The organism is Rhizobium fabae (genome assembly GCF_003985135.1).
Classification (GTDB): Bacteria; Pseudomonadota; Alphaproteobacteria; order Rhizobiales; family Rhizobiaceae; genus Rhizobium; species Rhizobium pisi.
Genome location: NZ_ML133655.1, coordinates 37,801 through 57,050, shown reverse-complemented (window position 1 = coordinate 57,050; position 19,250 = coordinate 37,801). Strand labels below are relative to the sequence as shown.

The window sequence follows — 19,250 nt, the reverse complement described above, 5'->3', positions numbered from 1 at the left end:
ATGATCCCTCAGGAGATCATCCGGCGCAAACGCGACGGCGAAGAACTCGCCGCCGCCGATATCGTGTCTTTCATCGAGGCGCTCGCTGCCGGTCGACTGTCGGAAGGCCAGATCGGCGCATTCGCCATGGCCGTCTGGTTCAAGGGCATGTCTCGGGCTGAAACCGTGGCCCTGACGCTGGCGATGGCCGACTCCGGCGACAGGCTGGAATGGGCCGATATTGATCGCCCGATCGCCGACAAACATTCGACCGGAGGTGTCGGTGACAATGTCTCCCTGATGCTGGCGCCGATCGTCGCCGCCTGCGGCCTCGCCGTTCCGATGATATCGGGGCGCGGCCTCGGCCATACCGGCGGCACGCTGGATAAGCTCGAATCCATTCCAGGCTATACGATCACCCCGGATGCGGCCCTCTTCCGCAAGGTGGTGAAGGAGGCGGGATGCGCCATCATCGGTCAGACCGGAGCCCTGGCCCCAGCCGACGGCAGGCTCTATGCCGTGCGCGATGTGACCGCCACCGTCGATTCCATTCCTCTCATCACTGCCTCCATCCTTTCGAAGAAACTTGCGGCGGGGCTTCAGACGCTGGTGCTCGACGTCAAGGTCGGCAATGGCGCCTTCATGCCTGATCGCGACCAGGCAGAGATCCTGGCGCGTTCGCTGGTCGAGGTAGCCAATGGCGCAGGCGTGAAGACTTCCGCGCTGATCACCGACATGAACGAGCCACTCGCCGACAGCGCCGGCAATGCCGTCGAGATGCGCAATTGTCTGGATTTCCTGGCGGGCAGGAAAAAGGATACGCGGCTCGATACCGTCGTTCTTGCCTTCGCCGCCGAGATGTTGGTGAAATCGGGCGTTGCCGCTTCGTCTGACGAAGGCGAGAGGATGGCGCGCCAAGTCCTGTCATCAGGAAAGGCGGCCGAAGTCTTCGCACGCATGGTGTCTATGCTCGGCGGTCCTTCCGACCTCATCGAAAACCCCGATCGATATCTTGCCAAAGCGCCTGTGGAAAAACCGGTCCCGGCCGCCCGGTCCGGCTGGCTTGCCGCCTGCGATGCGCGCGGCATCGGTGTCGGCGTCATCGATCTCGGCGGCGGAAGACGCCATCCCGCCGACCGCATCGACCACCGCGTCGGCTTCTCGGAACTCCTGCCGCTCGGCTCCCGCGTCAATGCAGGCGATCCGATCGCCCTCGTTCATGCCGCCGATGAGGCCGCGGCGGAGCGGGCGGCGGCCGCACTTGCTGCGCATTATCGCATCGCTGAGGAGAAGCCGCAGTTGGCACCCGTCATTGCCGGCCTTGTCTGAGCCCGATTACTGCTTGAGGCTGAGCGAGCCATCGGCGACGGAATAGGAGGCGAGCTTCTGCAGGAAGCTCATACCAACAAGCGTCGTCGTCAGTGCTTCATCCTTGAGGACGAAGGCTTCGACATCCCGCACGCGGATGCCGCCGATTTCCACCCGGTCGAGCATCACATGCGCGGCCTTCGTCTGACCGTTCGCGGTATTCACCCCGTAGCGGAAATCGAGCTGGTTGGCCGTGTAGCCGAGCCGGCGGGCGAGCGTCTCGTTGAGCGCGACATAGGTGGCGCCGGTATCGATCAGGCCCTGCACCGGCTTGCCGTTGATCTTGAAGCTGCCGGTGTAGTGGCCCTGGGCGTCCGCCTGCAGGCGGATCGTATTGCTGCCATAGACGGGTGCGGCCGCTGCGGGCTTGTCGCTGTCGGTCGAGACGTAATTGGCGGAGAGAGCGTCAGCAGGCTGCGGGCTGGCGCCTCCGAGGAATGAAGGCACCTGTGTGGCCAGCACCGCGGCGATGCTGGCGAATATGACGGTACGCACGAGCATGAAACAGAAATCCTTCCTGTATAAACCCCGCTTCATGCAGGGCCTCATGCTCAAGCTTGCTAAGCCGCAAGTGCTGACAAGTTGCTAATAGCGGCAGAGAAAGGGCCCGGATCGAACTTCCGGGCCTTCAAGTCTTTCGATTTGGTAAAGAAAGCTGAAATTATTTGGTGCCGTACATGCGGTCGCCGGCATCGCCGAGGCCGGGCATGATGTAGCCCTTCTCGTTGAGATGGCTGTCGATCGCCGCGGTGAAGACGGGGACATCGGGATGCGCCGCACGGAAATTGCGGATGCCTTCCGGAGCGGCAAGCAGGCAGAGGAAGCGGATATTGTGGGCGCCTCGCTCCTTGAGCTTGTCGATTGCCGCAATCGAGGAGTTTCCGGTTGCAAGCATCGGATCGACGACGATGATCAGGCGCTCGGCCACATCCTCCGGCGCCTTGAAGTAATATTCGACCGGCTGCAACGTTTCGTGGTCGCGGTAGACGCCGATATGCGAAACGCGGGCTGATGGTACGAGATCGAGCATGCCTTCGAGCAACCCGTTGCCGGCGCGCAGAATCGAAGCGAAGACCAGCTTCTTGCCTTCCAGGATCGGCGACTCCATGGTCTGCAGCGGCGTCTCGATCGTTGACATCGTCAGCTCGAGATCGCGGGTCACCTCGTAGCAGAGCAGCGTGGAGATTTCGCGCAGCAGGCGCCGGAAACTTCCCGTCGATGTCTCCTTGCGCCGCATGATGGTGAGCTTGTGTTGTACAAGCGGATGATCGATGACCGTGACGCCGTCCATGGGGAAGCCTTTCATTCTTTCTATCGAATGTTTCTTTCACGGAAATCGGCCCGACCGCAAGAGTGACGGCAAATTTGCGCCGATCATCCCCAGCCTCTCGCCTTTAAATCAAGGCGAGCAGGGTCTTCCGTGTCTTATCATCGACGAAGGCCGCCTCGACAGCGGTGCGCGTCATGGCGTCGATCTCCGCGTCGCCGAAGCCGAAAGTCCCGGCGGCAAGTTCGTATTCCCGCTTGAGCGACGTGTGGAAGAACGGCGGATCGTCCGAGCTGATCGTCACGCGAACGCCGGCCTCTTTCAGCCGGCGCAGCGGATGGGAAGCGAAATCGGGAAAGACCCCAAGCGCGATATTGGAGCCCGGGCAGACTTCGAGCACGGTGCCGAGATCGGCAAGCCGCCTTACCAGATCGAGATCCTCGATGGCGCGCACGCCATGACCGACGCGCGAAGGACGCACCGCATCAAGTGCATCGGCGACGCTGAAGGCGCCGCAGACCTCGCCGGCATGGATGGTGATCCCCAGGCCGGCATCGCGGGCGATATCGAAGGCGCGGGCGTAATCGGCCACGCGACCCATGCGCTCCTCGCCGGCAAGGTTGAAGCCGGTGATTAGAGGATTGCCGGCCTTTGCTGCATATTCGGCAGCGCCAATCACACTTTCCGGGCCGAAATGCCGTTCGCCGGTGACGATCAGCCGGGCCTCGATGCCGCTCTTTTCTTTAGCGCGCCGGATGCCTTCGCAGACACCTGATATATAGGCGTCGGCGCCGAGACCGATGCGCTTGCCGTGATCGGGTGAGACGATGAGCTCGCTGTAGATCGTATTGATGCCGGCGAGTTCATCGAGATAGGTTTCGGTCAGAAGCGCATAGTCCTCCTCGGTCTTGTAGACCTCGGAAACCTTGTCGTAACATTCGAGGAAGCTTGCGAAATCATGCCAGACATAGGCGCCGTCGCGAAGCTGAGCACTGATGTCGATGCCGTATTTGCGCGCCTGCGCCTCGGTCAGCGCAGGCGGCGCCGCACCTTCCAGATGGCAATGCAGTTCGACCTTCTTCAGATGCGATGTCACAGAAAACTCCTTCCGTGCGGCCCGGCCGGAATGCCGAGATGCCGCGCAATGCTCTCGCCGATATCGGCATAGCTGCGGCGTACGCCGATCGAACGCGACCGGATGCCGGGGCCATAGGCGATGACGGGAACGCGTTCGCGCGTATGGTCCGTGCCGCGCCAGGTCGGATCGCAGCCATGGTCGGCGGTGAGCACGACGAGGTCGCCGGGCTTAAGCTTCTTGTGGACTTCGGGCAGGCGTGCATCGAAGGCTTCGAGTGCTGCGGCATAACCCGGCACGTCTCGGCGATGGCCAAAAGACATATCGAAGTCGACGAAATTGGTGAAGACGAGATCGCCGTCCTCGGCCTCGTCGATGGCTGAAAGCGACGCATCCATCAGTGCGTCGTTGCCGTTCGCCTTGATGACCCTGGAAATGCCCTGATGCGCGAAGATATCGCCGATCTTTCCCACGGCATGCACACGCCGGCCATGTTCGACGAGCCGGTCGAGCAGGGTCGGCTCCGGCGGCAGCACGGAGAAGTCGCGGCGGTTTCCGGTGCGCTGGAAGGTAGAGGCGGACTGACCGATGAAGGGCCGGGCGATGACACGGCCGATATTGTAGCGATCGAGCAATCTCCGGGCGATCTGGCAGAAGGCGAGCAGACGGTCGAGGCCGAAATGCAGCTCATGCGCCGCGACCTGGAAGACCGAATCCGAAGAGGTGTAGCAGATCGGCATGCCGGTGCGGATATGCTCCTCGCCGAGCCGGGCGATGATCTCCGTTCCCGATGCATGGCAGTTTCCGAGAATGCCGGGTACGCCGGCCTCCTTGCACAATGCGTCAATGAATTCCGCAGGAAAGGCGTCGCCCTCTATCGGGAAATAACCCCAATCGAAACTGACAGGTGTTCCCGCAATCTCCCAATGGCCCGACGGCGTATCCTTGCCGCGGGAGATTTCGGTGGCGGCGCCATAAATGCCGTAGATTTTTTCCGGGACAGGCATGCCGGCCGGAAACTGGCCGGAGGCGGACCGCGCGATCTGCATCAGCCCGAGTTCCGACATGTTCGGCAGGGAAAGCGGCCCACTGCGCAATCCGGCGCGGTCTCCGGCCCCGGCCGCGCAGAATTCGGCGATATGGCCGAGCGTATCGGCGCCTTCGTCTCCATAGGCGGCAGCATCCGGCGCGCCGCCAACGCCGAAGGAATCCAGAACGAAAAGAAAGGCACGTGCCATTTTACACCCGAAACAGTCGATCGCCGGCCCCGGTAACATCGAAGGCGGCACGGCCTCAGGCATATAATGCTGCGGCCGGCTTGGCAAATTCGAGGAGAAGTGGAAGGAGCCTCAGCAGTCGCCGCAGGGGATCGAGTCCCCTTGCCGTTGGCGGTAAAAATAACTGCGGCTGATGGTGATCGTGCGCATGCCGTCCGGCATGAAGTTCGGCGCGAACATGAACATCGCATAGGGAATGCTGAGTTCGGTGCGCACAAGGAAGCTGTTTGCCGTCTTCATATCAGCCGGCACGTTGTTCACGGCGGTGTTCTTGGCGTAAGGCGCCGTCCCGTCCTGCGCCCATGACCAGAGCACTTTCGCATTGGCGCCGGCGTCGACGATGATCCCGGTGATCTTCAGCGTCACCGACGTCGAGTTGTAGGGCACGAAGATTGAGGTTGCGACCGAAGGCATCTGTGCAAGCACAGTCTTGGTGACGGATTGCTGCTGGGTGACGATGTCGGCAATTGACCCTGCAGCGCGCGTTACGCGCTTGCTGACGCTGAGGCCGATAGTGATCTCGAAAGCGCCGATATAGAGCATGATGAGCACGGGAAAGAGGATCGCGAATTCAATCGCTCCGGCACCCTTGCGCTCTCGCGCCAGCCGCCGTGCTGTCAATGCCAGCCTTGTGAACGGGTTGCGCAACGTCATTATGGATACTGCTCGTTCTGGAAGGCAGTGGTCGCGACGATCAGATATTGCGTCGGCATCGAGCTGCCGGAGGGCCGTATCGTCGTGATGTAAGGCCGGATCAGATCGGTGATGATTTCCCAGCGGTAGTAGGCGCGCAGCATGTTGATGGTGCCGGCGCCGCCCGGCGTATATTTGAAGGCCGCCGTGTTGAGATCAGCATATCGGTCGGTGGAAACCTTGGGGATCGTCGTCGGAATCGCCGAGAACGTAGCGAACGTCTGCACATCGAGGTAGAGCTTGCTCGGTGTGGTGACTTCGGTTGCCGAGCAACTGATCAGGATCGAGATCTCGTCGCAGAAGGCCTGGCGAAATTGGGTCTGGTTCATATCGGTCGTGCGGCCGAGATTGTAGGTGATCTGCCCGGTTCGCATTCGGCGGCTTATCGTATCGACGGCGTTGGAGACGAGTTCCTCGGCGGCGAAGGCGACGAAGGTTTCGAGGATTGCGAAGATCACCATGAAATAGGGGATGGCGAGCATCGCGAATTCGATCGCGGCAGCACCGTCGCGCGAGCGGGCCAGCGCGCGAAACCGTGAGAAACGGAACGACGCTAGGGAGTGCGCCTTATCCGTCTTCTGATCAATTACCGTCATTGCCTGGACCCGAGCGACATTTTCATGCCGCCACACTAGGGACCGTTCGTTGATTTTCCGTTTCAGCTTGATACGACGATTTTAACGAATGGCCGAAGAAGCTGACGCTGCGCCGATCAGGGCGAGGTGGTGGCTGTCGCCTGCTGCGCATGTTGCTCGCAGTTTGGCGTGCAGGACAGCACGGAGCGCTCGGTCTGACGGTAGACGCGCACCGTATTGCCCTCGTCGATCGATACCAGGATGCGCTCGTCGAGAATCGCATTGCCGTCGGCATCGAGAAGAACCAGATTGGTGGTGCCGAAGCTGCGTCCTGTTAGTACGATGGTCTTGGCGTCGGCGACCGTCGCATCGGCGACCTTGGCATTGCCGACGATCACCTTGCTGACGGGGCGGTCGAGTTTCAATACGCGCGCGTGATCCATGTAGACGCGCAGCATGTCATCGTCTGCGGCCGCGGAAATTCCCGAAACACCGAAAACGGCGATCATGCCGGCAAAGAAAATAGTTTTGCCGCTCGATGACATCTGGTCCTCTTTCACGATCACAGCGCAATATGCCTATAGAATGGAAAAGAATGGTGAACGAAGCCTTAAGGTCGCCGCTGTATGTTCCGCAATGGGCCGCGATGGTCCGATTTGAGACGATCGCAATCAGCAGTTGACATGAGAAGAAACAGCGTGCGTTTCATTTCTGGATACTTGTCGCGCTCACCGAGCCTTCCACTTCGGAGTATCGGTCGACATTGAGGGAAGCGGGTAAGAAAATACTTACCTTACAAGGGCCTGTTGTCCCATTCACACCTTGTTAACTCATTTCCTTAAGCCGATGGAAACGCCCATTCGGTAGGTTGCAGTCATCCGATCAACGGCAAACAGTTGGCGGACGTGCTGAACATCAACTGGAGTTAGGAGTAACCATGACCAAGCTTTTTAGCCGTTTTCTGAAGGACGAATCCGGCGCGACCGCAATCGAATACGGCCTGATCGCAGCTCTCATTTCCGTAGCGCTCATTGCTGGCGCAACGACCCTCGGCGGCAAGATCGGCGACACGTTCAACGGCCTGAGCAACAAGATGAACACCGCCGTTACCGCCAGTGGCGGCTAAGTCAGGCGTCGGCCGGATAATGCCGGCCGGATTTGCTTCGGCAGAACTATCGAGCAGGCTCACAGGCTGAACGGCCGTGAGCCTTTTCGCATCACGTTACGATCGGGTATACGCATGATCGCAGCTGCAGTCTTCGTCATACTGCCACTCTGCCTTGCCATGGCGGCCTTCTCGGATCTGTTTACCATGACGATCCCGAACCGCATTTCCTTGATCCTCATCGTCTCCTTCTTCGTTCTCGCGCCGCTCTCAGGCTTTGACCTGCAGATGGTCGGCATGCATCTTGCCGCCGGCGCCATCGTCTTTACCGCCTGCTTCGCGCTCTTTGCCCTTAATGTGATGGGCGGCGGAGACGCCAAACTGTTGAGCGCCACCGCCCTCTGGTTCGGTTTGAACGAATCCCTGCTTTTCCTCATGACCGATGTCGCCGCGATCGGCGGTCTCGTCACGCTCCTCATCCTGCTGGTGAGAGCGCAGTCGGATACCATTCTCGCGATCGGCCTGCCGGTGCCGAACTCGGTCCTGCTCGCCAAGAAGATCCCCTATGGCATCGCCATCGCGATCGGCGGCTTCATGGCCTTTCCGTCCTCGCCGCTCTTCCTCGCAGCGCTGGAAGGCCTGAAATAACGGCATTTTAATTGCCCGTTAACTTAAAATGTAAGCGTTCCATTAACCATAATTATACCAATTGCAGAGCATTCTGCAGGGCGAACATATCGTGCCCTGAGGAATGATCGATGAAACCGGCCCGCGTTATAATTCTAGGTGTCGCCGTGGTGGCGGCCGGCCTCGCCGGGCTCCTGGCGATGCGCATGGCGGGCAATCCCGGTGTCGTCACCCAGGTCCAGTCGGTCATCGAGAAGGAGCCGACCGTCAATATTCTCGTCTCGAGCGCCAACCTGCCGGTCGGCGCAAGGCTGGAGGAGAAGTCGGTGCAATGGATGCCCTGGCCGAAGGGCGGGGTCGTCCAGGGCTTCATCACTGAAGCCGACAAGCCGGATGCGATCAAGGACCTGCAGGGCGCGGTCGTGCGTCTTCCGATCTTCGAAGGCGAACCGATCCGGCCGGAGAAGGTGGCCGATTCCAACAGCCGCATCCTCTCCTCGCTGCTGCCGGCCGGCAAGCGCGCCGTCGCAACCGAGATATCGGTGGCGACAGGTGCTGGCGGCTTCATCCTGCCGAACGACCGTGTCGACGTCATCATGGTCCGCAAGGGCACCGAAGCCAACAAACTCATCACCGAAACCGTGCTGAGCAATGTCCGCGTTCTCGCCATTGACCAGCAGATCCAGGAGAAGGATGACGGCTCGAAGTCGGTGGTCGGCACGACGGCGACGCTCGAGCTCACTCCCGATCAAACCAAGGTTCTCGCCGTCGCCCAGCAAATGGCCGACCGGTTGTCGCTTGCGCTGCGCTCGGTCGCCGATGCGCAGGAGCAGGATACCAGCGCCGCGGACTATCTTCTGAGTGGCGACAACGGCAGTGCGATCATCCAGGTCATCAAGTCAGGCGCTATCGTCACGGATGCCGGCGCAACGCCGAAGGCGGAGTAAAAGGACGTGCAAATGAGCAATTCAACGCGGCGCGCCGGGCTTCTCCTGACTGGCTGCCTTTCGCTGGCAGCCGGCGCCTCTGGCATTGCGCCGGCCTCTTTCGCGCCGCTCGTCGGTGCGCGCGAGGCGCGTGCTGATTCCGACAATCTGATCCGCATCTCGCAGACCGGTCCCAATGCCCACCGCCGCCTGAAGCTCGGGCTCAACAAGGCCGTTGTCGTCGATCTGCCGGAGGATGCGCATGATATCCTCGTATCCGATCCGACCATGGCCGATGCCGTCACCCGCACCTCGCGGCGCATCTACCTGTTCGGCAAGAAGGTCGGCCAGACCAACATCTTCGTCTTCGGCGGCGATGGGCAGGAGATCGTCAATCTCGACATCGAGATCGAACGCGACGTCTCCGGCCTCGAGGTCAATCTCCGCCGCTTCATCCCCGACTCCAATATCAATGTCGAAATCGTCTCCGACAACATCGTGCTGACCGGCACCGTGCGCACCCCGCAGGATGCCACGCAGGCAGCCGATTTGGCGCAGGTCTTCCTAAAGGGCGGCGAAGCGACGACGAGAACCGAGACGGCATCCGGTAGCGGCGGCGACAGTGCAGTGGCACTCTTTGCCGAAGGCCGTCAGACCTCGCAGGTTGTCAACCTCCTGCAGATCCAGGGTGAGGACCAGGTCACCCTCAAGGTGACGATCGCCGAAGTCCGCCGCGAGGTCCTGAAGCAGCTTGGCTTCGACAATCTCATCTCCAATTCCTCCGGCATGACGGTCGCCCAGCTCGGCACTCCGAGCGCCGACAGCGCTACATCGACGGTCGGAGGCGGGCTGGCGGCGCTCTTCAAGAGCTCGATCGGCAAATACGACATATCGACCTATCTAAACGCACTGGAACAGGCCAAGGTCGTCAAGACGCTCGCCGAGCCGACGCTGACGGCGATATCGGGCCAGGCCGCGACCTTCAATTCCGGCGGTCAGCAACTCTATTCGACGACCGACAATAACGGCAACGTCACCGTCGTGCCGTTCAACTACGGTATCAACCTCGCCTTCAAGCCGGTCGTATTGTCATCGGGCCGCATCAGCCTGCAGATCAAGACCAATGTCTCCGAACCGGTGGCCGGTGCCGGCAACGCCACCTATCAGCGCCGTTCGGCGGAGACCTCGGTGGAGCTGCCCTCGGGCGGTTCGATCGCGCTGGCGGGCCTCATTCGCGATAACGTTTCCCAGACGATGGGCGGCACGCCGGGTGTTTCGAAGATCCCGCTGCTCGGTACGCTCTTCCGCCAGAAGGGTTTCGAGCGTCAGGAAACCGAGCTCGTCATCATTGCGACGCCCTATCTGGTGCGGCCGGTGGCGCGCAACCAGCTCAACCGTCCGGACGATAATTTCAGCCCCGAGAACGACGGCGCAACCTTCTTTCTCAACCGTGTCAACAAGGTCTACGGCCGCCGCGAGGCGCCGGTCGCCGACGCGCAGTTCCACGGCTCGATCGGGTTCATCTACAAATGAGCGGGGCGCGATCGGCAGCAATGGCACAAAACAGAGATCAGGCGATGGCCCATATGAATGCGACGACACTCCGTCCCGGAATCTCCAGGGCGCTTTTTGTCACGGCCGTCATTTCGGTGGCCGCCCTTGCCGGATGCGCCGGCCCGCACGACCAGCTGACAACAGGCGGCATCCCGGACGACTATCGCGCCCGCCATCCGATCATCGTGACGGAGGCGGAGCAGACGGTGGATATACCCGTCGCCTCGACCGATCGTCGCCTGACCATCGCCCAGCGCGACCTCATCCGCGGCTTTGCCGCAAACTACATCTCACGCGCGTCGGGTCCTGTTTACGTTCTTTCGCCGCAAGGATCGCCCAATTCGGCTGCCGCCTATCAGTTGCGCAATCAGGTTCGCGCCGAACTGGCGGGGAGGGGCATCGCAAGCTCGAAGATCGTCAACACGTCCTATGCAGCAGCCGGCGCCGGCGATGCGGCGCCGATCCGGCTGAGTTTTACCGGCACCACCGCGATCACCACGCAATGCGGTCAGTGGCCGAAGGATATCTCCAACGATTTGACCAACCAGAACTATTATAATTTCGGCTGCGCCTCGCAAAACAACCTTGCCGCCCAGATCGCCAATCCGGAGGATCTGGTAGCGCCGCGGGGCATGACCCCGATCGATGCGCAGCGGCGCAACAATGCGATCCAGGAATACCGGACGACGACATCGAATATCGAAGATGTCTCCGGTGGTGGCAGCGGCGGATTCTGAGGCGGAACGAGACGATGAGCGCGGTCGAATACGAAATCAACAATCCCAGCGAGCTTCGCCACGCCGAGGAGGCGGTGCGCATGGCGGATCTGGAAAACATGCGGCCGTTGCCGCGCATCTCCGTCCATGCCTTCTGCGAGAGCGAGTCTCTGCAGCGTGTCATGGAACGCTGCGCCAATGATCGGCGCGTGGCGAAGGTCAGCATGCGCGTTACCAGCGGCGGCATAGCGGCTGCCGCCAATATGTTTGCCAGCGCCCCGACGCCGAACCTCATCATCCTTGAGACCAAGGCGAATGCAGCGAACCTCCTGAATGAACTCGCGCCGCTCGCCGCCGTCTGCGATCCGACGACCAAGGTCGTCGTCGTCGGTTATTACAACGACATCGGCCTCTATCGCGAGCTCATCCGCAACGGCATTTCCGAATATATGGTTCAGCCCATCGCCATGCCCGATGTCCTTACGGCAATGGCCTCGATATTCGTCGATCCGGACGCCGAGCCGCTTGGCCGCAGCATCGCCTTCATCGGCTCGAAGGGCGGCACCGGCGCTTCGACCATCGCTCACAATTGCGCCTTCGGCATTTCCAATCTCTTCTCCACCGAGACGATTCTGGCCGATCTCGATCTGCCTTATGGAACGGCGAACATTGATTTCGACCAGGATCCGGCCCAGGGTATCGCTGAGGCGGTTTTCGCGCCCGACCGTCTCGATGAGGTTTTCCTCGATCGCCTGCTGACGAAATGCTCGGAGCATCTTTCCCTGCTCGCCGCGCCTTCGCTGCTCGATCGCGCCTATGACTTCGACGGCCAGGCCTTCCAGCCGGTGCTCGACGTCCTGCAGCGCAGCGCGCCCGTCACTGTGCTCGATGTCCCGCATGCGTGGTCGGAATGGACACGCTCGGTTCTGTCGAGCGTCGACGAGGTGGTTCTGTGTGCGGTTCCCGATCTCGCCAACCTGCGCAACGCCAAGAACATGCTCGACGCTGTGCGCAAGATGCGGCCGAACGACAAGCCGCCGCACCTCATACTCAATCAGGTCGGCATGCCGAAGCGTCCAGAGATTTCGCCGTCGGATTTCTGCGAACCGCTGGAGATCGATCCGATCGCGATCATCCCCTTCGACATCAATCTCTTCGGCAATGCCGCCAACAGCGGCCGGATGATTTCCGAAGTCGATCCGAAGTCGCCGACGGCGGAAACCTTTTCGCAGATATCGCACATTGTCACCGGCCGTGTCGCGATCAGGAAGGCGAAGAAGGGCGGCCTGCTGGGCCTCCTGAAGCGTAAGTAGACGATGAGCAATTCCAGCAAAAGTGTGCAGCGGTTTTGCGTCCGGAATTGCGTGAAAACAAAAAGATAGAGCAGATTGGATCGAGTGGCATGTTTGGAAAACGCGGAAACGAAGGTTTCGGAAAGGCCGGAGGCGCGATTGCTCCCCCGCCGCCGCCCCCGGCCGCCGCCCCCGCGGCCTCTTCCCCCTCCATTCTGGTCGAACCTTCGCGCGAGCCCGCGCGCCAACAGGTAACGCCGCCGCCAATGCACGCGCCGCAGCGCAAGCGCCCGGTCCGTACCGACGAATATTACGATACCAAGGCGCAGGTCTTTTCCGCGCTGATCGACACGATCGATCTTTCACAGCTTTCCAAGCTCGATGGCGAAAGCGCGCGCGAGGAAATCCGCGACATCGTCAACGACATCATCACCATCAAGAATTTTGCGATGTCGATCTCCGAGCAGGAAGAGCTGCTCGAGGATATCTGCAACGACGTGCTCGGCTACGGCCCGCTGGAGCCGTTGCTGGCGCGCGACGATATCGCCGACATCATGGTCAACGGCGCCGGCCAGACCTTCATCGAAGTCGGCGGCAAGACGATCGAATCCGAGATCCGTTTCCGCGACAATGCGCAGCTTCTTTCCATCTGCCAGCGCATCGTCAGCCAGGTCGGCCGCCGCGTCGACGAATCAAGCCCGATCTGCGACGCCCGCCTGCCAGACGGTTCGCGCGTCAACGTCATCGCGCCGCCGCTGTCGATCGACGGGCCGGCGCTCACCATCCGAAAATTCAAGAAGGACAAGCTGACGCTCGACCAGCTCGTTCGTTTCGGCGCGATCACACCCGAGGGCGCGACCGTTCTGCAGATCGTCGGGCGCGTGCGCTGCAATGTCATCATTTCAGGCGGCACGGGCTCCGGTAAGACGACGCTTCTGAACTGCCTCACCAACTATATCGACAGGGATGAGCGCGTCATCACCTGCGAGGATACGGCCGAACTGCAGCTGCAGCAGCCGCATGTCGTGCGCTTGGAAACGCGTCCGCCGAATATCGAAGGCGAGGGCGAGATCACCATGCGCGATCTCGTCAAGAACTGCCTGCGTATGCGCCCCGAGCGCATCATCGTCGGCGAAGTGCGCGGACCTGAAGTTTTCGACCTTCTGCAGGCGATGAACACCGGTCACGACGGCTCGATGGGCACGATCCACGCCAACACGCCGCGAGAATGCCTGAGCCGTATCGAATCCATGATCGCCATGGGCGGCTTCACGCTGCCGGCCAAGACGGTGCGCGAGATCATTTCCACCTCGGTCGACGTCATCATCCAGGCAGCGCGCCTTCGCGACGGTTCGCGCCGCATCACCCAGATCACCGAGGTGATCGGCATGGAAGGCGACGTCATCATCACTCAGGACCTGATGCGCTATGAGATCGAAGGCGAGGATGCAAGCGGCCGCCTGATTGGCCGGCACATGTCGACCGGTGTCGGCAAGCCGCATTTCTGGGATCGGGCTCGTTACTTCAACGAGGAAAAGCGCCTTGCCGCCGCCCTCGACTCGATGGAAGCGAAAACGAAGGAATAGAGGTGATGTTCGGGTTCGATCCGGTAGTCCTGGCAATCGTCGTGCTCGCCGCCGTCTCGGCGGCGGCGGTCGCCTATGCCCTGATGTTTTCCCGGATGGAGGCCGACAAGAAATCGGCGAGCCGCATCAACCGCGTCAAATCGGCTGAAAGCGACCGGGTCAAGGTCAAGGCCGCGCGCGACCGGGTACAGGAGTTGTCGAAGCGCCGTAAATCGGTGCAGGACAACCTCAAGGATCTGGAAAAGCGCCAGCACGAAAAGACCAAGAAGACCCTGTCGATGAAATCCAAGCTGGTGCAGGCCGGCCTGTCGATCACGGTGGGGAAATTCTACCTCTTCAGCGCCATCTTGGCCTGCGTGCTGCTTGTCATGGCCTTCATCGTCGGGGCATCGTTGATGGTCATGATCGGCATCGCCGTTGTTGCCGGCCTCGGCCTGCCACGCTGGGTCGTCGGCTTCCTGGTCAAGCGGCGCCAGAACAAGTTCCTCAACGAACTCCCCAATGCGCTCGACGTCATCACGCGCTCGATCAAATCGGGCCTGCCGCTCAACGATGCGATCCGCCTCATCGCGACTGAGGGCACGGAGCCCGTCAAGAGCGAGTTCCGCCGCGTGATCGAGGCGCAGCAGGTGGGCCTCAGCATTCCCGACGCCTGCGCCCGCATGACGCTGAATATGCCACTGCAGGAAGTCAATTTCTTCGCCATCGTCATCGCCATCCAGTCGCAGGCCGGCGGCAATCTTTCGGAAGCGATCGGCAATCTCTCCAAGGTCCTGCGCGACCGCAGGAAGATGAAAGCCAAGGTTTCGGCGCTGTCGATGGAAGCCAAGGCGTCGGCCGTCATCATCGGCGCTCTGCCCTTCATTGTCGCGACCCTCGTCTACCTCACCTCGCCGAGTTACATGATGATTCTTTTCACCGATCCGCGCGGCCATTTCATCATGGGCGCCTCGGCGATCTGGATGTCGATCGGCATCTTCGTTATGCGCAATATGGTCAATTTTGACATTTAGCGGGAAGGAAGCACCATGTCGCAGGATCTTGCCGCAGCGCTGACCAATCCGAGCATGCTGATCGCCCTCTTCGTCGCGATCGCCGTCTTCGCCACGTTTTATACGATTGCCATCCCCTTCTTCGAGCGCGGCGATCTCAACAAGCGCATGAAGGCCGTTTCGACCGAGCGCGAGCAGATCCGCGCCCGCGAGCGCGCCCGCATGAATGCCGAACCCGGCAAGGCTTCGCTGAGGACCCAGAACAACCGTCCGGTTCGCCAGATCGTCGAGCGCTTCAACCTGCGCAAGGCGCTCGTCGACGAGAATACGGTCAACAAGCTTAGGGCTGCGGGTTTCCGCTCGGAAAATGCGCTGAATACCTTCCTTGCAGCGCGTTTCCTGCTGCCATTTCTTTTCCTAGCGCTTGCCACCTTCTGGGTCTTCGGCCTCGGGGGGCTTGCCACTCGGGGTATGCCGATGCGCGTCTTGGCGGTTATCGGTATCGGATATCTCGGTTTCTACGCGCCGAACATCTATATCTCGAACCGCATCGGCAAGCGCCAGCACTCGATCAAGCGCGCCTGGCCGGATGCGCTGGACCTGATGCTGATCTGCGTCGAATCCGGCATCTCGATCGAGGCCGCGATGCGTCGTGTGTCGGAAGAACTCGGCGAGCAGTCGCCGGCGCTCGCCGAGGAGATGGTGCTGACAACGGCTGAGCTCTCCTTCCTGCCGGATCGGCGCATGGCGCTCGAAAATCTTGCCACGCGCACCCAGCTCGAGCTGGTACGCTCGGTAACCCAGGCGCTGATCCAGGCCGATCGCTACGGCACGCCGGTCGCGCAGGCGCTGCGCGTTCTCGCCCAGGAAGGGCGTGACGAGCGCATGAACGAAGCGGAAAAGAAGGCGGCCGCCCTGCCGCCGAAACTGACGGTGCCGATGATCCTTTTCTTCCTCCCGGTGCTGATCGCCGTCATTCTCGGCCCGGCCGGCATCCAGGTGGCAGACAGGTTCTAACAGTTGTCGCCGTTTTGGAAAACGGCTAGCCTTCGATGTCAAACGAGGGTTTCCGGATGTCTTCAACGGGCATTTTCATCAGCATCATGGCAGCTCTGGTCGTTGGCGCAATGAGCCCCGGCCCAAGCTTCGTGGTCGTCTCCAGGATTGCCATCTCGCGTTCGAGGCTGGATGGTCTTGCGGCGGCAGTTGGCATGGGCGTCGGCGGCGTCGTTTTCGCCGGGCTGGCCCTTGCCGGGCTGACGGCGCTGCTGTCCGAGTTCGAATGGCTCTATGTCCTGCTCAAAGTCGCAGGCGGCGCCTATCTCGTCTATATCGCCGTCAATATCTGGAAGGGCGCCGCACAGCCGCTGGAAGTCTCCGAAGCCGTCAACGGCCATCGGGCGCCCATGCGCAGCTTCATGACGGCGTTGCTGACCCAGCTCAGCAACCCGAAGACCATCATCGTCTATGCCAGCCTCTTTGCCGCGCTGTTGCCGAGGAACGTGCCTCTTGATCTCATCGTCGCGCTGCCGCTCGGCGTCTTTGCGGTCGAGGCAGGATGGTATTCGATTGTGGCATTGGCTTTTTCGGCGCGCCATCCCAGGCGGCTCTATCTCTATGCCAAGAGCTGGATCGACCGGGCCGCGGGCGCCGTCATGGGCGGCCTTGGTCTCCGCCTCATTCTTTCGGGCCTGAGCGTTCGCTAAGGCTATTTCGCTCGAAAGCGTAAGCCTTTCGGCAGCATGGTCCCGTCAGTTGGTGTTGCTGCCATCCGCCGTTCCCGGCGTCTTGTCCTTGGCGGCGAGTTTCTGCCAGGAACTCTGCTGCGAGAGCATGCCTCTGAGATAGGCGACATTGGCATCGGCCTGTTGCGGCGAAAGCTCGCGCCGCGCGATCTGCTCGGCTTCCGGGAAGCGTCCCTGCAGGCCGACGACGAGGGCAAGGTTCTGCCTGACGCGGCTGTCGGCGGTGGGCTGGCTGGCGGCGGAGCGCAGATAAGTTTCGGCCGTGCGCAGGTCGCCGGTCAGCACGTAGGACATGCCGAGGTTGGAAAGGATGGAGGGCTCGTTCGGCTGGATGTCGAGTGCATCGCGATAGCGCTGCCTGGCATCGCTTGCCTTGCCCATCTGGTCGAGGATCGCACCTTCGGCCGAGATCAGCTTCCAGTCCGGACGGTCCGGCGTCTGGGCGCGGCCGATCGTGTCGAGCGCCTGCTGGAACTGGCCGGCCGCTGCCTGGGCCTTACCGTAGGCGGCCAGCACGTTGCGGTCGCTGGGATTGGAGATCGCCACCTGCTGCATGACGGCGAGCGCTTGCGCGTCGCGTCCGTTCATGCGCAGCAGATTGGCATAATTGACACCGTTGACGGGATCGCGCGGGTTCTTTTCATAGGCCTGGCCGAGCCGGTCCGTTGCCACCCGCAACTCGCTGGCGTCCATCTCTTCGACCGGCTTGGTGATCTTCGGCACCGAGCCCGTCGTCATCCGGTCCTTTGTCGTCGAGCAGCCGGCAAGTGCAAGCACGATCAGCGATGCCGCAGCAGCCTGGAAGATACGATTTGTGAATGTGGTGATGAGCGAGGCCGGCATGACGCGTTCCTGGATTCCAAAATCGGCGCCTGACCTCGAACGCGGAACAGGGAAAGGTTTGACGCAATCTTCGCTCCAGCAATAGTCTGTTAACCCTAACAGACCGTTAAGGAACGATTCCTGACGAGCGCCGAAGGACAATCATGGCCCCCTATCAGTTCATTGAGAGACCGACCCCCTTCAACACGAAGGGCGGCTCGACGCTGCCGATCTTTGCCGTCACCCCCGCCCATATCGAGACCGGCACGATCGATCCGATCGCACTCGATTGGGCGCGCAAGGCGGGCTACAAGGCTGAAAGCGGATCGTTGCTGCTGATCCCGACCGCTGAAGGTCATCTCGGCGGCGCGCTTTACGGCCTCGGCAGCAATCCGTCCGAGCAGCCTTTCATCACCGGCAGGCTCGCCCGCACGCTGCCGGCCGGCGATTGGCACATCGAGACCGCGCCGCTGACGGCAAATCGCCTGGCTCTCGGTTACGGCCTCGGCAGCTATCGTTTCGACCGCTACAAGTCGGAAAAATCGCCAATGGCGACGCTGATGATCCCCCGCGATGCCGACGGCGCCGATATCAAGCGCCAGCTTGCCGGCGTCTTTCTTGCCCGCGACCTCATCAACACGCCGACAAACGACATGGGACCGGAACAGCTCGAAGCGGCTTTCCGGGGCTTGGCCCAGCATTACAAGGCGGAAGTATCGGTCATCACGGGCGACGAACTGCTGAAGCAGAACTTCCCGCTGGTCCATACGGTCGGCCGCGCCAGTGCCGATGCGCCACGCCTTCTCGAGATGCGCTGGGGCAAGAAGGGCCATCGCAAGGTGACGCTTGTCGGCAAGGGCGTCTGCTTCGATACCGGCGGTCTCGACATCAAGCCGGCCGCCTCCATGCTGCTGATGAAGAAGGACATGGGCGGCGCGGCGAATGTCATGGGTCTTGCCCTGATGATCATGGACGCCAAGCTGAAGGTCGATCTGCGAGTCGTCGTGCCCGTCGTCGAAAATGCGATCTCGTCCAATGCCTTCCGTCCCGGCGACATCTACCGCAGCCGCAAGGGCCTCACCGTCCAGATCGACAACACCGACGCCGAAGGCCGTCTGATCCTTGCCGATGCGCTCGCCTACGCCGATGAGGAGGAGCCGGAACTGCTGATCGACATGGCGACGCTGACGGGGGCTGCCCGCGTTGCGCTTGGCCCGGATCTCCCGCCCTTCTTCACCGACGACGCCGATCTGGCGCATGACCTGACCGAAGCGAGCCTGGAAACGGACGATCCGCTCTGGCGCCTGCCGCTCTATGCCGGCTACGAAAAGGACATCCGCACCAAATTTGCCGACATCACCAATGCGCCGGCGGGCGGCATGGCGGGGGCGATCACCGCGGCTCTCTTCCTCAAGCGTTTCGTCAGCAAGGCGAAGAGCTGGGCGCATTTCGACATTTACGGCTGGGCTCAGTCCGAACGGCCGCATTCGCCGGGCGGCGGCGAGGCGCAGGCAATTCGCGCGCTCTTCCACCATATCCGCGAAAGCGTCCGCTAGAACGGGATGATTTTAGGCCGAGCCGGCCTAGAATCACGTTTGTCGGCATCATGCTCCAGGTTGGCCGCCTGAATCCGCGGGTGGTTTCGCGCGAT

20 protein-coding genes are annotated in these 19,250 nt (G+C 61.4%); 12 read left to right on the top strand and 8 right to left on the bottom strand.

The genetic code is table 11. The annotated features are described in order from the left end of the window. On the top strand, positions 1 to 1,308 hold the full coding sequence (gene deoA / locus EFB14_RS22220) for a thymidine phosphorylase (protein WP_126828904.1): 1,308 nt from the start codon (positions 1 to 3) through the stop codon (positions 1,306 to 1,308). Between the two features lie 6 nt (positions 1,309 to 1,314). Here the strand turns inward: deoA and EFB14_RS22215 are convergent, their stop codons facing one another. From EFB14_RS22215 to EFB14_RS22185, 7 genes are all read right to left on the bottom strand, one after another. After that, positions 1,315 to 1,884, bottom strand: coding sequence for a TIGR02281 family clan AA aspartic protease (locus EFB14_RS22215; protein ID WP_125846641.1), 570 nt, complete (start codon positions 1,882 to 1,884; stop codon positions 1,315 to 1,317). A 124-nt stretch (positions 1,885 to 2,008) separates the two neighbouring features. Further along, positions 2,009 to 2,638, bottom strand: a complete 630-nt coding sequence (upp, locus tag EFB14_RS22210) for a uracil phosphoribosyltransferase (protein ID WP_125846771.1) — start codon at positions 2,636 to 2,638, stop codon at positions 2,009 to 2,011. 103 nt (positions 2,639 to 2,741) lie between these two features. Next, entirely contained in the window at positions 2,742 to 3,710 is a 969-nt protein-coding gene (locus EFB14_RS22205) for an adenosine deaminase (RefSeq protein WP_126828903.1), read from the bottom strand. Beyond that, on the bottom strand, positions 3,707 to 4,927 hold the full coding sequence (locus EFB14_RS22200; RefSeq protein ID WP_126828902.1) for a phosphopentomutase: 1,221 nt from the start codon (positions 4,925 to 4,927) through the stop codon (positions 3,707 to 3,709). The genes EFB14_RS22205 and EFB14_RS22200 overlap by 4 nt, the downstream gene beginning before the upstream one ends. 111 nt (positions 4,928 to 5,038) lie before the next feature. Next, positions 5,039 to 5,620 carry a TadE/TadG family type IV pilus assembly protein gene (locus EFB14_RS22195; RefSeq protein WP_126828901.1) on the bottom strand — a complete coding sequence of 194 codons (582 nt, stop codon included), beginning with the start codon at positions 5,618 to 5,620 and terminating at the stop codon, positions 5,039 to 5,041. Then, positions 5,620 to 6,255: a TadE/TadG family type IV pilus assembly protein gene (locus EFB14_RS22190; protein WP_126828900.1), complete on the bottom strand. Its 636-nt coding sequence runs from the start codon at positions 6,253 to 6,255 to the stop codon at positions 5,620 to 5,622. Before EFB14_RS22190 ends, EFB14_RS22195 begins: the two co-directional genes overlap by 1 nt. A 116-nt stretch (positions 6,256 to 6,371) precedes the next feature. After that, on the bottom strand, positions 6,372 to 6,779 hold the full coding sequence (locus tag EFB14_RS22185; protein ID WP_125846636.1) for a pilus assembly protein N-terminal domain-containing protein: 408 nt from the start codon (positions 6,777 to 6,779) through the stop codon (positions 6,372 to 6,374). A 392-nt stretch (positions 6,780 to 7,171) separates the two neighbouring features. Here EFB14_RS22185 and EFB14_RS22180 point away from each other — a divergent pair, with 392 nt between their 5' ends. The 10 genes from EFB14_RS22180 to EFB14_RS22135 all read left to right on the top strand — a co-directional run bounded on the left by EFB14_RS22180 (position 7,172) and on the right by EFB14_RS22135 (position 16,738). Beyond that, entirely contained in the window at positions 7,172 to 7,360 is a 189-nt protein-coding gene (locus tag EFB14_RS22180) for a Flp family type IVb pilin (protein ID WP_008525217.1), read from the top strand. Positions 7,361 to 7,474: 114 nt separating this feature from the next. Then, a complete protein-coding gene (locus EFB14_RS22175; RefSeq protein ID WP_126828899.1) occupies positions 7,475 to 7,987 on the top strand; it encodes an A24 family peptidase in 513 nt (170 codons plus the stop codon). A 110-nt stretch (positions 7,988 to 8,097) separates the two neighbouring features. Then, on the top strand, positions 8,098 to 8,913 hold the full coding sequence (cpaB, locus tag EFB14_RS22170) for a Flp pilus assembly protein CpaB (protein ID WP_125846634.1): 816 nt from the start codon (positions 8,098 to 8,100) through the stop codon (positions 8,911 to 8,913). Positions 8,914 to 8,925: 12 nt separating this feature from the next. Then, a complete protein-coding gene (locus EFB14_RS22165; RefSeq protein WP_125846633.1) occupies positions 8,926 to 10,425 on the top strand; it encodes a type II and III secretion system protein family protein in 1,500 nt (499 codons plus the stop codon). After that, positions 10,422 to 11,183, top strand: coding sequence for a CpaD family pilus assembly protein (locus EFB14_RS22160; RefSeq protein WP_125846632.1), 762 nt, complete (start codon positions 10,422 to 10,424; stop codon positions 11,181 to 11,183). The genes EFB14_RS22165 and EFB14_RS22160 overlap by 4 nt, the downstream gene beginning before the upstream one ends. Before the next feature lie 14 nt (positions 11,184 to 11,197). Beyond that, on the top strand, positions 11,198 to 12,475 hold the full coding sequence (locus EFB14_RS22155) for a CpaE/TadZ family protein (RefSeq protein WP_125846631.1): 1,278 nt from the start codon (positions 11,198 to 11,200) through the stop codon (positions 12,473 to 12,475). Positions 12,476 to 12,564: 89 nt separating this feature from the next. Beyond that, positions 12,565 to 14,040 (top strand): TadA family conjugal transfer-associated ATPase, encoded by a 1,476-nt coding sequence (locus EFB14_RS22150; RefSeq protein WP_126828898.1) that lies wholly within the window; start codon positions 12,565 to 12,567, stop codon positions 14,038 to 14,040. Positions 14,041 to 14,045: 5 nt separating this feature from the next. After that, the gene (locus EFB14_RS22145; RefSeq protein ID WP_125846629.1) at positions 14,046 to 15,053 is read left to right on the top strand and encodes a type II secretion system F family protein; all 1,008 of its coding nucleotides are present in this window, start codon (positions 14,046 to 14,048) and stop codon (positions 15,051 to 15,053) included. A gap of 15 nt (positions 15,054 to 15,068) precedes the next feature. Continuing rightward, positions 15,069 to 16,049 carry a type II secretion system F family protein gene (locus tag EFB14_RS22140; protein WP_125846628.1) on the top strand — a complete coding sequence of 327 codons (981 nt, stop codon included), beginning with the start codon at positions 15,069 to 15,071 and terminating at the stop codon, positions 16,047 to 16,049. Between the two features lie 56 nt (positions 16,050 to 16,105). Continuing rightward, the gene (locus tag EFB14_RS22135; protein WP_126828897.1) at positions 16,106 to 16,738 is read left to right on the top strand and encodes a LysE family translocator; all 633 of its coding nucleotides are present in this window, start codon (positions 16,106 to 16,108) and stop codon (positions 16,736 to 16,738) included. Positions 16,739 to 16,783: 45 nt separating this feature from the next. On the opposite strand, the gene EFB14_RS22130 is transcribed toward EFB14_RS22135, so the two are convergent. Beyond that, positions 16,784 to 17,620 carry a tetratricopeptide repeat protein gene (locus tag EFB14_RS22130; RefSeq protein ID WP_126828896.1) on the bottom strand — a complete coding sequence of 279 codons (837 nt, stop codon included), beginning with the start codon at positions 17,618 to 17,620 and terminating at the stop codon, positions 16,784 to 16,786. Between the two features lie 143 nt (positions 17,621 to 17,763). Between EFB14_RS22130 and EFB14_RS22125 the strand changes: the two genes are divergently transcribed. Beyond that, on the top strand, positions 17,764 to 19,155 hold the full coding sequence (locus tag EFB14_RS22125) for a leucyl aminopeptidase family protein (RefSeq protein WP_125846625.1): 1,392 nt from the start codon (positions 17,764 to 17,766) through the stop codon (positions 19,153 to 19,155). Positions 19,156 to 19,250: the final 95 nt, after the last annotated feature.

Bases quoted from the DNA above. Each gene is read 5' to 3' on its own strand.
- deoA (WP_126828904.1), top strand. From the start codon at position 1: ATGATCCCTCAGGAGATCATCCGGCGCAAACGCGACGGCGAAGAACTC.
- EFB14_RS22215 (WP_125846641.1), bottom strand. From the start codon at position 1,884: ATGAAGCGGGGTTTATACAGGAAGGATTTCTGTTTCATGCTCGTGCGT.
- upp (WP_125846771.1), bottom strand. From the start codon at position 2,638: ATGGACGGCGTCACGGTCATCGATCATCCGCTTGTACAACACAAGCTC.
- EFB14_RS22200 (WP_126828902.1), bottom strand. From the start codon at position 4,927: ATGGCACGTGCCTTTCTTTTCGTTCTGGATTCCTTCGGCGTTGGCGGC.
- EFB14_RS22195 (WP_126828901.1), bottom strand. From the start codon at position 5,620: ATGACGTTGCGCAACCCGTTCACAAGGCTGGCATTGACAGCACGGCGG.
- EFB14_RS22190 (WP_126828900.1), bottom strand. From the start codon at position 6,255: ATGACGGTAATTGATCAGAAGACGGATAAGGCGCACTCCCTAGCGTCG.
- EFB14_RS22185 (WP_125846636.1), bottom strand. From the start codon at position 6,779: ATGTCATCGAGCGGCAAAACTATTTTCTTTGCCGGCATGATCGCCGTT.
- EFB14_RS22180 (WP_008525217.1), top strand. From the start codon at position 7,172: ATGACCAAGCTTTTTAGCCGTTTTCTGAAGGACGAATCCGGCGCGACC.
- EFB14_RS22175 (WP_126828899.1), top strand. From the start codon at position 7,475: ATGATCGCAGCTGCAGTCTTCGTCATACTGCCACTCTGCCTTGCCATG.
- cpaB (WP_125846634.1), top strand. From the start codon at position 8,098: ATGAAACCGGCCCGCGTTATAATTCTAGGTGTCGCCGTGGTGGCGGCC.
- EFB14_RS22165 (WP_125846633.1), top strand. From the start codon at position 8,926: ATGAGCAATTCAACGCGGCGCGCCGGGCTTCTCCTGACTGGCTGCCTT.
- EFB14_RS22160 (WP_125846632.1), top strand. From the start codon at position 10,422: ATGAGCGGGGCGCGATCGGCAGCAATGGCACAAAACAGAGATCAGGCG.
- EFB14_RS22155 (WP_125846631.1), top strand. From the start codon at position 11,198: ATGAGCGCGGTCGAATACGAAATCAACAATCCCAGCGAGCTTCGCCAC.
- EFB14_RS22150 (WP_126828898.1), top strand. From the start codon at position 12,565: ATGTTTGGAAAACGCGGAAACGAAGGTTTCGGAAAGGCCGGAGGCGCG.
- EFB14_RS22145 (WP_125846629.1), top strand. From the start codon at position 14,046: ATGTTCGGGTTCGATCCGGTAGTCCTGGCAATCGTCGTGCTCGCCGCC.
- EFB14_RS22140 (WP_125846628.1), top strand. From the start codon at position 15,069: ATGTCGCAGGATCTTGCCGCAGCGCTGACCAATCCGAGCATGCTGATC.
- EFB14_RS22135 (WP_126828897.1), top strand. From the start codon at position 16,106: ATGTCTTCAACGGGCATTTTCATCAGCATCATGGCAGCTCTGGTCGTT.
- EFB14_RS22130 (WP_126828896.1), bottom strand. From the start codon at position 17,620: ATGCCGGCCTCGCTCATCACCACATTCACAAATCGTATCTTCCAGGCT.
- EFB14_RS22125 (WP_125846625.1), top strand. From the start codon at position 17,764: ATGGCCCCCTATCAGTTCATTGAGAGACCGACCCCCTTCAACACGAAG.